General features: G+C 44.2%; 15 protein-coding genes. 13 read left to right on the forward strand and 2 right to left on the reverse strand.

Annotated features, from left to right (window positions below; genetic code table 11):
• Positions 1-20 precede the first annotated feature (20 nt).
• The gene (locus DW251_RS03370) at positions 21-974 is read left to right on the forward strand and encodes a hypothetical protein (RefSeq protein ID WP_118300237.1); all 954 of its coding nucleotides are present in this window, start codon (positions 21-23) and stop codon (positions 972-974) included.
• A 126-nt stretch (positions 975-1,100) separates the two neighbouring features.
• Positions 1,101-1,922: a hypothetical protein gene (locus tag DW251_RS03375; protein ID WP_021870387.1), complete on the forward strand. Its 822-nt coding sequence runs from the start codon at positions 1,101-1,103 to the stop codon at positions 1,920-1,922.
• Between the two features lie 79 nt (positions 1,923-2,001).
• On the opposite strand, the gene DW251_RS03380 is transcribed toward DW251_RS03375, so the two are convergent.
• Complete coding sequence (locus tag DW251_RS03380) at positions 2,002-2,907, reverse strand: LysR family transcriptional regulator (RefSeq protein WP_021870388.1); 906 nt, start codon at positions 2,905-2,907, stop codon at positions 2,002-2,004.
• A 291-nt stretch (positions 2,908-3,198) separates the two neighbouring features.
• Here DW251_RS03380 and DW251_RS03385 point away from each other — a divergent pair, with 291 nt between their 5' ends.
• The 10 genes from DW251_RS03385 to DW251_RS03430 all read left to right on the forward strand — a co-directional run bounded on the left by DW251_RS03385 (position 3,199) and on the right by DW251_RS03430 (position 12,925).
• Positions 3,199-3,819 carry a cytidylate kinase-like family protein gene (locus tag DW251_RS03385; protein WP_021870389.1) on the forward strand — a complete coding sequence of 207 codons (621 nt, stop codon included), beginning with the start codon at positions 3,199-3,201 and terminating at the stop codon, positions 3,817-3,819.
• Complete coding sequence (locus tag DW251_RS03390) at positions 3,812-5,179, forward strand: MATE family efflux transporter (protein ID WP_118300238.1); 1,368 nt, start codon at positions 3,812-3,814, stop codon at positions 5,177-5,179. Before DW251_RS03385 ends, DW251_RS03390 begins: the two co-directional genes overlap by 8 nt.
• Before the next feature lie 186 nt (positions 5,180-5,365).
• Positions 5,366-7,957, forward strand: coding sequence for an ATP-dependent chaperone ClpB (gene clpB, locus DW251_RS03395; RefSeq protein WP_118300239.1), 2,592 nt, complete (start codon positions 5,366-5,368; stop codon positions 7,955-7,957).
• Positions 7,958-8,195: 238 nt separating this feature from the next.
• On the forward strand, positions 8,196-8,375 hold the full coding sequence (locus DW251_RS03400; RefSeq protein ID WP_118300308.1) for a DUF4250 domain-containing protein: 180 nt from the start codon (positions 8,196-8,198) through the stop codon (positions 8,373-8,375).
• Between the two features lie 76 nt (positions 8,376-8,451).
• The gene (locus DW251_RS03405) at positions 8,452-9,642 is read left to right on the forward strand and encodes a type II secretion system F family protein (protein ID WP_118300240.1); all 1,191 of its coding nucleotides are present in this window, start codon (positions 8,452-8,454) and stop codon (positions 9,640-9,642) included.
• 11 nt (positions 9,643-9,653) lie between these two features.
• Positions 9,654-11,042, forward strand: coding sequence for a hypothetical protein (locus DW251_RS03410; protein WP_118300241.1), 1,389 nt, complete (start codon positions 9,654-9,656; stop codon positions 11,040-11,042).
• Positions 11,029-11,550, forward strand: coding sequence for a hypothetical protein (locus tag DW251_RS03415; protein ID WP_021870395.1), 522 nt, complete (start codon positions 11,029-11,031; stop codon positions 11,548-11,550). The genes DW251_RS03410 and DW251_RS03415 overlap by 14 nt, the downstream gene beginning before the upstream one ends.
• The gene (locus DW251_RS03420; RefSeq protein WP_021870396.1) at positions 11,540-11,854 is read left to right on the forward strand and encodes a type II secretion system protein; all 315 of its coding nucleotides are present in this window, start codon (positions 11,540-11,542) and stop codon (positions 11,852-11,854) included. The genes DW251_RS03415 and DW251_RS03420 overlap by 11 nt, the downstream gene beginning before the upstream one ends.
• Positions 11,851-12,351, forward strand: a complete 501-nt coding sequence (locus DW251_RS03425; protein ID WP_021870397.1) for a prepilin-type N-terminal cleavage/methylation domain-containing protein — start codon at positions 11,851-11,853, stop codon at positions 12,349-12,351. The genes DW251_RS03420 and DW251_RS03425 overlap by 4 nt, the downstream gene beginning before the upstream one ends.
• Entirely contained in the window at positions 12,305-12,925 is a 621-nt protein-coding gene (locus DW251_RS03430; RefSeq protein ID WP_021870398.1) for a hypothetical protein, read from the forward strand. Before DW251_RS03425 ends, DW251_RS03430 begins: the two co-directional genes overlap by 47 nt.
• Here the strand turns inward: DW251_RS03430 and DW251_RS03435 are convergent.
• Positions 12,908-13,378, reverse strand: coding sequence for an A24 family peptidase (locus DW251_RS03435; RefSeq protein WP_182433570.1), 471 nt, complete (start codon positions 13,376-13,378; stop codon positions 12,908-12,910). The genes DW251_RS03430 and DW251_RS03435 overlap by 18 nt on opposite strands.
• A gap of 68 nt (positions 13,379-13,446) precedes the next feature.
• On the opposite strand from DW251_RS03435, the gene DW251_RS03440 reads away from it, so the two are divergent.
• Positions 13,447-15,096, forward strand: coding sequence for a GspE/PulE family protein (locus DW251_RS03440; RefSeq protein ID WP_021870400.1), 1,650 nt, complete (start codon positions 13,447-13,449; stop codon positions 15,094-15,096).
• Positions 15,097-15,126 lie beyond the last annotated feature (30 nt).

Consider the following 15,126-nt stretch of genomic DNA (forward strand, 5'->3'; position numbering starts at 1 on the left):
AATATTGTGAAGGAGAAGGTATGAAAGAGAAAAACAGAACATGGGGAAAATGGTATTTGAAGGGGCTGGCATTTCTTGCTACAGGAATTTTTACCAGTATGGTCGCAGGTCTTAGCGTCATGGCACAGACAGAGCTGACTTTTACAGAGAAACTTACAATTGAAGAAGTCAGAGAACTGTCAGAACCTGAAAAAGAGTATGAAGATGAAAATGGGATCCGCTATGAATTAAAACACTGGGAATTACAGGAAAAAGAAGGGGAAGAGATTACCCGTACCCTGGAAAAACGGGTGGAATATCCCAAGGTGGAAGCTGCAGAGGAGGTTCCTGAAATCATTCTGGCAGATGAAACAGATCCCGGATGGATCCTGCTTTCCGGAAACTTATACAGAAAAAATGTAGAGATCACAGGGAAGCAGTGGAAGGAAGATTTTTCAGTACCTGTTACATTTTATTCCTATGGGGCAGATGAATATGAATTGGGAGATCTTGTGATACCGGCAGGGGAAGACCAGCTTCTTGAAAAAACAGCAGAGGCAGGTGACCGGATCTTAGAAGACCTGGGACTTTCTAAAGATGATTACCGGATCACCTCTTTAGTATGGAACGGAGAACCATTTTCAGATGAAAACGGGCAGATCTGCAGGGAGGCGCTGGCACTTGGAAAACGGCTTTTACAGGATTATGAAGTGCTGTATGAAGGGGAAGTAAAATGGAAAGAGCCGGATTATTATGAACTTCATGTGATCTATCAGCTGGAAGAACCTGCAAAAATGACAGAGGAAGAAACGACCATGGAGATAAAAGAAGATCATACGGAAAAGAATGACAGTCCGGTCAAAAGACAGGGACCCTTCTGGTATCTGGTCCGCACCGGCCTTATGATCACAGTGGCGATCGGTATACTTGGGCTTTTCATAGGACTGATCCTTTTAGTGGTCATGAAAAGGAGATCCAGAAAAGACAGATCTTAAAAATCCCCAAAAACACATTTAAGGAAAAATTCATAAAAAATACATAGTAAAAACACAGCTTTCGTAGTAAGATGTATCGTGCCGCAAAAAGTTAGTCCACAGGCGGCAGAGAGAGGAGAGATTTTTATGAAAAAACAGTATTTAGCAGTTGCGTTTCTGGCAGTTGCACTGGGAATTACCGCTTGTTCTTCTAAAAAAGCAGATACAGAATCTACCACAGCACAGGAAGTAGAAAGTACAGAAGCGACTTCTGATGAAGAAGTAGAAGAAGATTATTACTATGGCTTTGTCAGCCTGGTAGAAGATAATGTGATCACTGTTTCTGAAGATGGAGGTAATACCGCAAAATTTGATATTTCAGATGCAGAGATAACAGGTGCAGATGAGATCGGCGAAGGCGATGAAGTAAACGTAGGTTTTGCCGGTGAATTAAGCAGTGATGTTACAAAGGCAACTTCAGTAGAGATCATGACTTCCGCAGCTGAGGTTGCAAGGGAAGAAGAGGCAGATCAGGAAGATCTGGTAGTAGAAGGAACTATTGAAAGTGCAGATGACAGCACCATTACCTTAAAGACAGAAGAAGGAACCTATACACTGAATGCACTGATCGCCCAGAAGGTAACAAAAGACGGTATCAAAGCTGGCGCAGAAGCAGAAGTAACTTACTACGGTGATCTGGAAGATCCAGATGACGCAGCAGTAGCGACCCGCATTGTAACAGCTGATGCAAAAGATACAGAAGAAGCAAAGAAGAAAACTTTAACCGGTACAGTAGCAGAAGTTGAGGCAGATCATATTGTTCTGGATACTGCAGATCCGGAAAATACCCTGTTTTCTTTTGTAGGAACAGAAGGAATGTTTGACGGTATCAGCGTTGGTGACAAGGTAACAGTGATCTATGATGGTACACTGACCGATAAGACGGTTGCAGCACAGGGCGTAGAATAATCTACAAAAATAAAAAGAACAACTTATAAAAACAGTATCCCGGGATCATCTAGATCAGGATGGTTCCGGGGTACTGTTTTTAATTTCTCTTATTATTACTATTATTATTCAGGATCATTTTCTCCAGTTCTGCAGCAGCAATGCTGAGGGACTCATACTTTCTTTTTATCATACAGATATTTCGCTTGGGGATCGGCGGTTCCATATTTAAAATGATCAGATTTTCCATATTTTCTTTTTCCAGAAAATCCGTTGGAACAAAACCGATCCCAAGGTCAGACTGTACCATAGGCAGGATCTGGTCAGCAGTCGCTGCTTCGATCTCCGGGGCAAAGGTACCGCCCCTTCTGTTAAAATAGTCGGAGTAAAAGGCAAAGGAACTTGTCTTTTCACCAAGACCGATGATGGGATATTTTTTGATCTGCTCGTCTGTAAGGGACGTTCCGGTAGAAAGGGAAAAAACACTGCTGCACACAGGCACTTCCTGGATACTTCTGAGAATACGGAAAGAAAATCCGGATATAAATTCAAAAGGTTCTGTTACAATGGCAAAATCTGCCAGTCCCCTTTTTAACATATCCATGGCCTGGGGAGTGGAATGGGTCAGGATCCGGATGTGGATGCCTGGATAGGTGTTGCGGAATTTTTTCAGGGTGGGAAGAAGGATACAGTGGAGGGCGATCTCGCTGGCTGCAATGGTAACGATACCGGACTGCAGGCTTTTATCCCTGGCAATCTCTTGTTCCCCATAGGAAATATGTTCAAAAGCAACGGAAATATGGGCATACAGCTTTTCGCCCTCCGGAGTAAGTGCAATACCGTGTCTCTGGCGTACAAATAAAGTACATCCCAGCTCTTTTTCCAGTTTTTTCATGGTCCGGGTAATGTTTGGCTGACTGTTCAGCAGTGCTTCCGCAGCCCCTGTAAAGCTTTTGTATTTTGCAACATAGTAAAAGGTACGGTAATAATCGTAGCTGATGTCCATTTTGGTTTTCCCCCATATATACACTTGTATACTCAGGTTCCCCGCGCTGACGCGCTTTACTGCCTGCATTCGCAGGCGGAACCTTCGTTAATGGCTTGTGAAAAACAAATGCCGCCTTTGGCGGCGCTTGTTTTTCATGGCGCTCATTATATCAAAAACACATATCTAAATTACATTTTTAATATTTTACATATATCTTGTTACGGATTATAATACAGCCGACGTCAAAAAACAACATTCAATATTCATTCAACAACATTAATTAAAATAAATAAGAAAGAAGTGGATCACATGAAGGGCATTATTTGTATTGGAAGACAATATGGAAGTGGTGGCCGTGAGGTCGGTGAAAAGCTGGCAAGAAAACTGGGAATTCCCTGTTACGATAAGCTGCTGATCAAGAAAGCGGCGCTGGAGTCCGGGTTAAGCACAGATTTTATTTCCAAAACAGAAGAGTCACCGATCAACAGTATTCAGTTTTTAAGTGGAAATCCTTATGCGGATATTGCAAGCATTGGCAATACTTTCTATTCAGAGAGCCAGGTGACATTCAATGCAGAGAAAGAAGTGATCGAAAAGATCGCAAAACAGGGTCCATGTGTGATCATTGGTCGCTGTGCTGCTTCCATGATCCCGAAGGAGAACAGACTGTCTGTATTTATTTATTCAGATAAAGAGAGTACAGTCAAGCGTGTTATGAAGCGAAACCAGATCAGTGAAAAAGAAGCGGTCCACAGGATCAAACATATGAACAGAATGAGAAAACATTTTTATGAGTTTTATTCCGAGACTGAATGGGGACAGTCAGAAAGCTATGACATGATGTTATCCAGCAGTAAACTTGGAATTGATGGCTGCGTGGATGTGATCATTGATGGCTTAAGGGGAATGGGGGAAATGGAAAATGAATAAGGATCTGACAGTAGGAAATCCTGAAAAGGTGCTCTGGCAATTTTGTCTGCCGTTGTTTGGAAGTATTATCTTCCAGCAGTTATACAACATCGCAGACAGCCTGGTAGCAGGAAAATTTATCGGTGAAAATGCCCTGGCGGCAGTAGGAAACAGTTATGAGATTACATTGATCTTCATTGCCTTTGCATTTGGCTGCAATATGGGATGCTCTGTAGTTGTATCAAAGCTGTTTGGCGCAAAAGATTTTAAGGGAATGAAAACAGCTGTTTATACAGCCTGCATTTTCAGCGCCTTTGTATGCGTGTGCCTGATGCTGATCGGTATCCTGGGATCCGAAGCATTGTTAAAACTGATCCGTACTCCGGATGAAGTATTTGCAGACTCCAAACTGTACCTGGATATTTATGCATGGGGCCTGCCGTTCGTGTTCTATTATAATATTGCAACCGGTATTTTCTCTGCACTGGGAGACTCCAAGACACCGTTCTATTTCCTGGCTGCTTCCTCTACTTCCAATATCGCAGTAGATATCTGGTTTGTAAAAGGATTTAACATGGGTGTTGCAGGTGTTGCATGGGCAACCTTCCTCTGTCAGGGTATCAGCTGTATCCTTGCAATGGTAGTTATCTTCCGCAGACTTGCAAAGATCGAAGGAAAAGAAAAAGCACCATTTTTCGATAAAAAGATCTTAATGCAGATCGTAGTGATCGCAGTGCCAAGTACCTTACAGCAGAGTTTTATCTCTCTTGGAAACATTGTGATCCAGAGTATCATCAACGGATTTGGAGCCCCTGTTATGGCAGGTTACTCAGCGGCTGTCAAGTTAAATAACCTGGTCATCACTTCTTTCACCACACTTGGAAATGGTATTTCCAACTACGCAGCACAGAACCTGGGCGCAAGAAAAATGCCACGTATCAAAGAAGGCTTCCGTGCCGGTGTTAAAATGGTATGGATGTTAAGTCTGCCCCTGTTTTTACTGTACTTCTTCGGCGGAAACATTGTCTTAAAGCTCTTTATGGACGAGCCTACAGAACTGGCAATGCATACAGGTATCATTTACTTAAAGATCCTTTCTCCGTTCTACTTTGTAGTTTCTGCAAAGCTGGTAGCAGATGGTATCTTAAGAGGTGCCGGACTGATGAAGAACTTTATGGTAGCAACCTTTACAGACCTGATCCTTCGTGTTGTACTTGCCTTTGTATTCTCTAAGACAGCACTGGGAGCAACAGGTATCTGGTGCGCATGGCCGGTAGGCTGGTGTGTTGCAACAACATTATCCATTATGTTCTACAGAAGAGGACCGTGGAAAAATGGGCAGACTGCAGCCGAAAGCAGTGTAGAAATGAATGTAGATTAAAATAAAAACAGATCAACTTATAATATTACCCCTCGTCTTATGAAATAGACGGGGGATTTTTTAATAAAAAAACTTTTTACAAAAATTAGCACTCGACTCTTGACAGTGCTAACAACAAGTGTTATAGTACGCATAGAACAAAAAACAAGATAACAAACACACTGTTCCGGAAAGGGGAGTGGGCATATGAATATCAATAAATTTACACAGAAATCAATGGAAGCAGTTCAGAACTGCGAAAAGCTGGCATATGAATATGGAAACCAGCAGATCGACCAGCCGCATCTGCTGTACAGCCTGCTGACGTTAGATGACAGCCTGATCATGAAGCTGATCACAAAGATGGGCATTCAGGGCGACATGTTTAAAAACGAGGCAAAGCAGGCCATAGAGAAACTGACCAAGGTAAGCGGTGGCGGACAGCTGTATATCAGCAATGACTTAAACAAAGTCCTGATCAATGCAGAAGACGAAGCCAAGGCTATGGGAGATGAATACGTTTCCGTAGAACATCTTTTCCTGGCTCTGTTAAAACAGCCTTCTAAGGAAATGAAGGACCTGTTTAAGACCTATGGTATTACCAGAGAAAAGTTCCTTCAGGCACTTTCCACTGTAAGAGGCAATCAGAGAGTGGTAAGCGACAACCCGGAGGCAACTTACGATACATTACAGAAATATGGTTACGATCTGGTAGAACGTGCCAGAGATCAGAAGCTGGATCCGGTCATCGGCCGTGACAGCGAGATCCGTAACGTAGTCCGTATCCTTTCACGAAAGACCAAAAATAATCCGGTGCTGATCGGTGAACCTGGTGTTGGTAAAACAGCCGTTGTAGAAGGTCTGGCGCAGCGAATAGTCCGTGGTGATGTTCCTGACGGCCTGAAAGATAAGAAGCTGTTTGCCCTGGATATGGGTTCTCTGGTAGCCGGTGCTAAATATAGAGGTGAATTTGAGGAACGTCTGAAAGCTGTTCTGGAAGAAGTAAAGAAGAGCGAAGGACAGATCATCCTGTTCATCGATGAGCTGCACACCATTGTAGGCGCAGGTAAGACAGAAGGCTCTATGGACGCCGGAAACATGTTAAAGCCTATGCTTGCAAGAGGCGAACTTCACTGTATCGGTGCAACTACCTTAAATGAGTATCGTCAGTACATTGAAAAAGATGCTGCTCTGGAACGTCGTTTCCAGCCTGTTATGGTAGCAGAGCCTACAGTTGAAGATACTATTTCCATTCTTCGTGGTTTAAAAGAGCGCTACGAAGTTTACCACGGAGTAAAGATCGCAGACTCTGCGCTTGTAAGCGCGGCAGTGCTTTCCGACCGTTATATATCCGACCGTTTCCTTCCAGATAAGGCTATTGACCTGGTAGATGAGGCATGTGCCATGATCAAGACAGAACTTGACAGTATGCCGGCAGAGCTGGATGAACTGTCACGTAAGATCATGCAGATGGAGATCGAGGAAGCGGCTCTTAAGAAAGAGACGGACAGACTGAGCAAAGAACGTCTGGAAGACTTACAGAAAGAACTGGCAGAACTTCATGATAAATTTGCTGCAGGCAAAGCCCAGTGGCAGAATGAAAAAGCCAGTGTAGATAAATTATCCAGTCTCCGTGAGGAGATTGAAGCTGTGAACCGCCAGATCCAGGATGCACAGCAGAAATACGACCTGAACAAGGCTGCAGAGCTGCAGTACGGTAAACTGCCTCAGTTACAGAAAGAACTGGAAGCTGAGGAAGAAAAGGTTAAAAATGAAGACCTCAACCTGGTACATGAAAGTGTAACCGAAGATGAGATCGCCCGTATCGTATCCAAGTGGACCGGTATCCCGGTTGCGAAACTGACAGAAAGTGAGCGCAGCAAGACCTTACATCTGGATGAAGTCCTTCACAAACGTGTAGTAGGACAGGACGAGGCAGTAGAAAAGGTTACAGATGCCATTATACGTTCCAAGGCCGGTATCAAAGATCCTACAAAGCCAATTGGTTCTTTCCTGTTCTTAGGACCTACTGGTGTAGGTAAAACAGAACTTGCAAAGGCACTGGCGGAGTCACTGTTTGACGATGAGTCCAATATGGTGCGTATTGATATGAGTGAGTACATGGAGAAACATTCGGTGGCTCGTCTGATCGGAGCGCCTCCAGGCTATGTTGGCTATGATGAAGGTGGTCAGCTGACAGAAGCAGTACGCCGTAAACCATACAGTGTTGTCCTCTTTGATGAGGTAGAAAAGGCACATCCGGATGTATTTAATGTACTGTTACAGGTACTGGATGATGGCCGTATCACCGACTCCCAGGGCCGTACCGTGGACTTTAAGAACACCATTATCATCCTTACTTCCAACATTGGTTCCCAGTATCTGTTAGAGGGAATTGATGAAAACGGAAATATCCGTGAAGAAGCAAGAGATGCGGTTATGGGAGAGTTGAGAGCCCACTTCAGACCGGAGTTTTTAAACCGTCTGGATGAAATGATCCTGTTTAAGCCTCTGACCAAGGACAATATCAGCCGTATCGTAGACCTTTGCGTAGCAGATGTGAACAAACGTCTGGCTGACAGAGAGTTGAAGCTGCGTCTGACAGATGCTGCCAAGGTATTTATCACAGATCATGGCTATGATCCTGTATATGGTGCCCGTCCTCTGAAGCGTTACCTTCAGAAGAATGTGGAAACTCTGGCTGCACGTATCATCCTTGCAGATGGAGTAGGAGAAGGCTCCGTGATCGTGATCGATGTAGATCCACAGGGAGATCACCTGACTGCCAAGGCAGAATAATGGTTTCTTTATTCTGATCGATGACCCGGGTCTGCTGCAAACAGAAATGCTTGCAGCAGACCTGTTTTTTTGCTTTAATACACATTATTTTACCTATAATATAAGCATTATAAAGTGAATAAAGCAAGAAAACAGGCGGATTTTCAGGACCTAAATGCACAGATTACAGTTGAAATGGAAAGTAACAGATGTTATAATTTTTTGTAATAATTATGTTAACAAGAAAGGAAAAGATCCTATGAGTGCAATACCCAAAGATCCTATGATTTTGTTAAGCTATATAAATACCCAGTTAAGAGATAACTACAGTTCCTTAAAAGAATTGTGTCAGGCTATGGATCTGGATGAAGACCAGATCAAAAAGACTCTGTCTGACATAGGTTTTGAGTATGAGCCTGAACAAAATTGTTTTCGCTAAAAAGAGCCGGTTTTATCTGAGCAAGCATGATCAGGTAAAGCCGGTTTTTGCTTTTTAACTTCAGAAAGGAGGAAAAATGGCTCTTTACAGATACAATGCCAGAGACAGGGAAAACAGAAAGTATAAAGGCGTTAAAGAAGCTGGAAGTGAAGCAGAACTGGTAAAAGCTCTGTTAGAAGACGGCCTGTACTGCTGTTCTTTGAAAAATGAAGAAAGAACTGCCTCCATGAAGCATTTTACAGTTCCGTTAAAGCTGCTTCCTCCTTTGTGCAGCCAGGTCAGTTCCATGCTGGCGGCAGGTGTTCCTCAGGCGGAGATCTTAAAAACAGCCTGTAAAACAGCGGCAAACAGGGAAATGAAGGCGCTTCTTGGTGAACTGGAAGAAAAAGTCCACAAAGGACAGACTCTTTTTGAGGCAATGGAGTCCATGCATGGCTGTTTTCCAAAACTTCTTGTGTATATGGTCCAGACAGGAGAGACCAGTGGAACCCTGGATCATATTTTAGAGAAAATGTCCAGTTATTATGAAAAAGAAGTAGAAATGGCAGGAAAGGTACGGATAGCGATGATCTATCCCTGTATCCTTTTCTTTGCATCCATAGGAGCGTCCGCCTTTCTGCTTACATCGGTTCTTCCACAGTTCAGAGTTATGCTGGCAGAATATGAACTTCCGGCTATTACCCGTTTTATGATGAAAGCAGGGGCCTATCTTCAGGATAACTGGCTTTTGTATGTCTGTTTCCTACCTTTGTTGCTTTTGTTTATGATGGCTCTTTTTGCAGTTCCATGGCTGCGTCTGCGAAGAGACCAGATGATCCTTTACATCCCTGTGATCTCAGGGCTTATGAAGACCATTTATACATCCAGGTTTGCTTCGGCGTTCTCTGTTCTTTATGGAAGCGGAACGGGAATTTTAGAGTGTATGGATATAACGGGACATGTAATGGGAAATACATGGATCGAAAAGAAGCTGATAGAGGCTGCCGTAGGCTTGCAAAAAGGAGAGAGTCTTTCCCAGGCATTAAGCCGTCAGAGAATCTTTCATCCGGTATTTCTTTCCATGGTGGCTGCGGCAGAAGAGTCCGGACATCTGGAAGCTGTTTTAAAACAGGCCGGGATCTATTATGAAAAAGCAGCAGAACAGTCTGCAGTGAGAATGGTAACACTGCTGGAGCCATGTATGATCCTGATCATGGCAGCAGTGGTGGGAAGTATTGTTTTATCCATTATGCTGCCGGTATTCAGTATGTATACAGCAATGTTATAAAGGAGGATGCGATGAAACATTATATTTATCTTACAGAAGATAAACTTTATTACATCCGAAAAGAAAATAGAGCCAGAGGCTACAGTTTTATGGGTTCCCGCACCATAACCGGACCAGAAACTGTAACTGGTGCCATGGAATCACTGGCAGATATTTATAATCTGAAAGGAAGAGCGGTCGTCCTGGCTATAGAAGCCTCTGTAAAGATCCATTTTATGAGTCTTCCGGCTTCTTCTAAGAAAACGGCTTTGCAGATGGCGGAAAAACAGCTGCTGGTCCTGGGAGAGGAAGGAGAACGCCTTCTTGCAGCTGATTTTATGCCAAATAATGGTCAGGGCATGTTAAAAGGAACTGTGTACACAGTATCAGAAGCATGGATCCGGGCCATTGAAACGGGAGCCCTGATCACACGTTTCCGTATCCATTCCATTTTGCCGGGACCTGCGCTGTTGGCCTCTTTTCTGGAACCTTCCGATTATGGAATGAATAAGGGAACGGTGATCTTTGTCCATCTTGCAGACCAGTCCATTGTTTTTTACCAGATGGAAAATGGACACTGCCGTCATCTGGAACATTCCAGTTTAAAACCAGGGATGTTTGCCTATCTGGGAGAAGAAAAGGCGTTAATGGAAGAAGTGGCGGTTCTGATCCGTCGTTTTCAGACCAGGATGAAACAGGAAAGACGGGAATTTCAGATACAGGGAGTCCTGATCCAGTGTGAGTGTTTGAAAGCACCCAGATCAGACGCAGGAGTTCTTGCAAAAATGCTGGGGATCCCCTGTATGGCTCTGGGAAAAAATGGGATATGGAAACGGCAGGCATTAGCGGGAGAACTGAAAAATCTGCTTTACCGGAATACAGGTGAATTTATGGAAGGAGAAAGCTTCTATGAAAAGATAACAGAGGCAGGTTTTCCTTTAGGTCCGGTGTGCGCCAGTCTGGTAGCATTTGCAGTCATCGTTCTGAGTGCCCTGGGCGGTCAGTTTTATACAGCCGGAAAGCTGGAACGTCTGGACCGGATCAGTGCAGACCAACAGGGTAATGATGTTACACAGGAACGAAGGGATCTGGAAGGAAAGATCAGTGAACTGGCAAAACTGACAGCAGAAAAAAGAGAACTTGCCGGTCAGATCACACTGGATCCGGCGGTATTTTCCTGTCTGGAGCAGGCGCTTTTGCCGGAAATGGACTTGGAAACCATAGAATATCAGGCAGAGGATGCCAGCATACATCTAAAATTAAGCACCAGTAAGCCGGAGCAGGTTTCTCTGTTTTGCGAAAAAATAGAAGAAAATTCCGGATTTTCTTTACAGCAGAGTCACTGGCAGCAACAGGAAGATAAAGTAAGCGCTGCCCTGGTCTTTACAATAGGAAAGGGGGCCAAAGATGAGGCTCAGTAAGCGGGAACGTTTTTTACTGGCAGTTCTGACGCTGTTACTGTTGTGGACCGGTTTTTATAAATTCTGGATCGAGCCGGAAACAGATCTGTTGTTTGCCAACTTACAGGAGATCAACAGGCTGGAAGAACAGATCAAACGGGGCGGTCCCCAGGGAAAACAGAACCTGGAACAGACGGCAGAAAAACTGGAACAAGCCGGAAACGGACAGATCTATTTTGCAGATATGAGTCCGGAAAAAATGGACAGAAAGCTTTTGCAGCTTGCAGGAGAAACTGGGATACAACTTTCCGGAGTGGAAACAGGGGAAACAAAAGAGATGGATACAGCAGGTTATGTGTATACACCTCTTACACTGGAATTTGTGTGTACAGACAGGGAACAGGCAGCCGGATTTGTGGAAAAGATCAACCAGGAAGGCGCCGGTATGTGGATAAAGTCGTTGCAGTTAGAAAAAGATGAAACTGCGATGAAAGGGACCATGGAGGTGGTTTATTGTCATGACCAGTGAAAAACAGGCAGGCTTTTCTCTTTTAGAGGTGATCGTAAGCACAGCCATCCTCTTTTCTGTAGCAGGAGCCTTTCTTTCCATGACTGCTGCAAACGGAGTCCTTCTTACCAGGGAACATTCCCTGATGCAAAATGTATACGAACTGTCTGAACTGGCAGAAGAAGGACAGGGAGAATGGACCGGAGAAGAATTAGAGATCATCTTTGAAGGAGAAGAGGAAGACGCAAGCGAAATATTTGGAAAATACATTGTGACCAGTGAAGGAGGAGACTCTATGACTTATTACAAAAGGGGATTCCAATGAGAAACAGAGATGGATTTACATTGCTGGAACTTGTAGCTGCTCTTTCACTCAGTGCGGTCATAGGGATCTGGGCAGCCGGCTTTTTCGGCAGTCAGATGCATGAATACAAAAAGCAGACGCAGATCCTTAAGACAGAGGAATTAGCAGACCGTGTCTGTTTTCAGATCACTTCCAGACTGGATCATGCCTTCCTTTTCCGGGTGGACCCCAAAGAAAGTTCTGTTTTGTATTACTGCGAGGGATCCGGTGAATTAGGAGAACAATGGGAGCAGATATCAGAAGAAGACTTAGGATTGGGTGCTGAGAAAGAGTATGAGGTCCGGCTGGATTTTTCTGATACACAGTCTCAAAAGGCAGTTTCTGAGATAACAGTCCTTTATAAAGGAGAGAAAGTATACTCCCGGACGATCCGGCTTTCTTCTGTTTATGGATATTTGGAGGATGGAGAGGATGAGAAAGGTGAAAACGAGAATAAAGACGGATCGCTTTCATGGTGATGGCCGGGAAGGCGGAAGTCTGCTATATGTGATCTTTTTTATTACACTGCTTTCTGTATTTGCCTGTGGTTTTATGGCAGTGTCCAGATATCATATAAAAATGGCTCTGAAAAACCGGGCATACATGGAAGCGCGCCTGACCACCCATATGATCCATAATTCTTTCTGCGAAGCAGTTTCAAAGGGAGAAAGTGATGCCCTTAGGCTTTTGTGGAACCAGTATGAAGGAGATCTGGAGGATGAGGAAGCAGAAGAAAATGAAAACGAAGATATACCAGAAACAGAAGGTGCCGGGGCAGACGGGATAACGAAACTGGATGCAGATGAAATACAAGATACAAATGAAAGACAGGATGCAGACGAAAGACAGGATACAGACCTGGATTTAGAAGACCGGGAATACATAACAGAAGGAACCGGAAGTTATACCGATGAAAAAGGCGAACCCTGCGAAGTGCGTATCCGCCTGAAATTAGAACCTGTGGAAGAAAAAGCCTATGTGGATACATGGACGAAAATATCCGGTTTTTCCATGCATTTAGAAGGAGAAGTTCCTTTACAGGATACCCCATAGGCCCAGATACCAGGTAAAGATCTTTTCTTCAAAAAAGAGAAAGATCAAAATGGACACAGTAAAGAATGGTGCCATGGGAAGTCTTGTTTTCAGGGAGGCTTTCTTAAAAATGAGAAGGGGCAGACAGAACATACCTGCCAGTATATAGGCAAAAACAAGGGAGACCGCTCCGGTTGTGATTCCAAGAAAGAAGCCACAGGCAGTCATCAGTTTTACATCACCCATACCAATACCACCGCGGCTGATAAGACGGATCCCTTCCAAAAGCCCGCCGCAGAGAACAGCGCCTTCTATACGCAATAGAAGTCCGGGACCTGACCGGATGAAAAGAGAACAGAAAGACAGCAAAAAGATCAGGATGGAAACAGAGTCAGGGATATAACCTTCTTTCAGGTCTGTCCATGCAGCAATGATAAGAAGAAGAATAAACAGAAAGAAAATTCCTGCAGCCATATTGCCACCTCCTGAAAAATCATCTATAAAAAAGTATAACATCTGGAAAAGAAAGGAGCAACCAGACCATGAAGATCACCATTGAAGAAATGCTGGTGGAACGGGATATTATTTCCAGACAGCAGCTAGAACGGGTAAAAGAGATCCAGAAAAGTCATGAAGATAAAAGCCTGACAGATATGTTGCTTCTTTTGGGATATACAACAGAAGATGTGATCATGAACTGTTTCAGCGACCGGGATGACATGGAGATCATCCATTTAGAGGAACGGACCGCAGATCCGGCTGCCATAGAGATGCTTCCGGAGTCCTTTATTGTGAACAATGAGATCGTACCTGTATGTTTTGAAAAAGGAGATCTTTTAGTTGCCTGCGCCTTTCCTGTAGATCCGGATATTTTAGAGGAAGCGGCGACGATCTCCGGTATGACGATCCGGCCGGTGCTGACACCTGCAGACCAGATCCAGAAGATGCTGTCGGGGATGGAAACTATAACAGAAGAGAAGAAAAAAGCAGCTGAAACCGGAAAAACAGCAGAAAAAGTGGAAAGCGCTCCTGCAGTCCGCCTGGTCAATACGCTGATCGAATCTGCATATAAGAGAAATGCCAGTGATATCCACATAGAGCCGGGAAAAGAATTTCTGACCATCCGTTTTCGTATTGACGGAGATCTGTGTATGTATACAAAGATGGAAATGTCCTATCACCGGCCGGTGGTTACCAGGCTGAAACTTATGGGAGAAATGGACATTGCAGAAAAAAGACTTCCCCAGGATGGAAAGTACCGCTATGAAAAAGAAGAGATGGCAACAGATCTGCGAATTTCCACCCTTCCTTCCGTTTACGGGGAAAAAGTAGTATTGCGACTGCTGGGAAATGACAGGGACAGTTCCCTGATAGATGTGCGCCGTCTGGGAATGGATGAAAAGCAGGAAGAAATATTTGGCAGAATGTTAAAAGCGCCCTTTGGCATCATTCTTGTAACAGGACCTACAGGAAGCGGAAAATCTACCACCCTTTATGCAGCCTTAAGCCAGTTGGCAGAAAAGAAGATTAACTGTGTAACTGTTGAAGACCCGGTGGAAAAGCTGATAAATGGTGTTACCCAGGTTCAGGTAAATGCCAAGGCGGGACTTACTTTTGCAACGGCCCTCCGTTCTATTTTAAGACAGGATCCGGATGTGATCATGGTGGGAGAAATACGAGATGAAGAAACAGCAGATATTGGCGTAAGAGCCGCTGTTACAGGTCATCTGGTGCTGTCAACGCTGCATACAAACGACTGTGTCTCTGCTGTCTACCGTCTGCAAAATATGGGGATTCCCTTTTATATGATCGCTGCTGCCACCACAGGGGTAGTGGCGCAACGACTGGTAAAAGTGCTCTGTCCTCACTGCAGGCGGAAGATAAAAGCCGGACAGCAGACAAAACGGCTGTTGTATGAGGTTTCAGGAAAGGAAGCAGAGGAAGTCTGGGAGGCAGTTGGCTGTGAAGAGTGTCTGAATACAGGATACAGCCACAGGCGGGCGATCTATGAAATGTTTGAGCTGAACGAGACAACAAAAAATATGATCCGTGATGGAGAAACAGCAGAAAAGATCCGCCGCTACCAGAGGGAAAGAGGCTTCCTTTCTCTCCAGGAACAGGCAGCCCAGATGGTAATGAACGGTGAAATGGATATGGAAGAAGCAGAGAAAGTGATCTATTCTGCAGACTAAAATTCCAAGAGAATGTTAAGATACAAGGGA

This window comes from Clostridium sp. AM22-11AC (assembly GCF_003473545.1).
Taxonomy (GTDB): domain Bacteria; phylum Bacillota; class Clostridia; order Lachnospirales; family Lachnospiraceae; genus Enterocloster.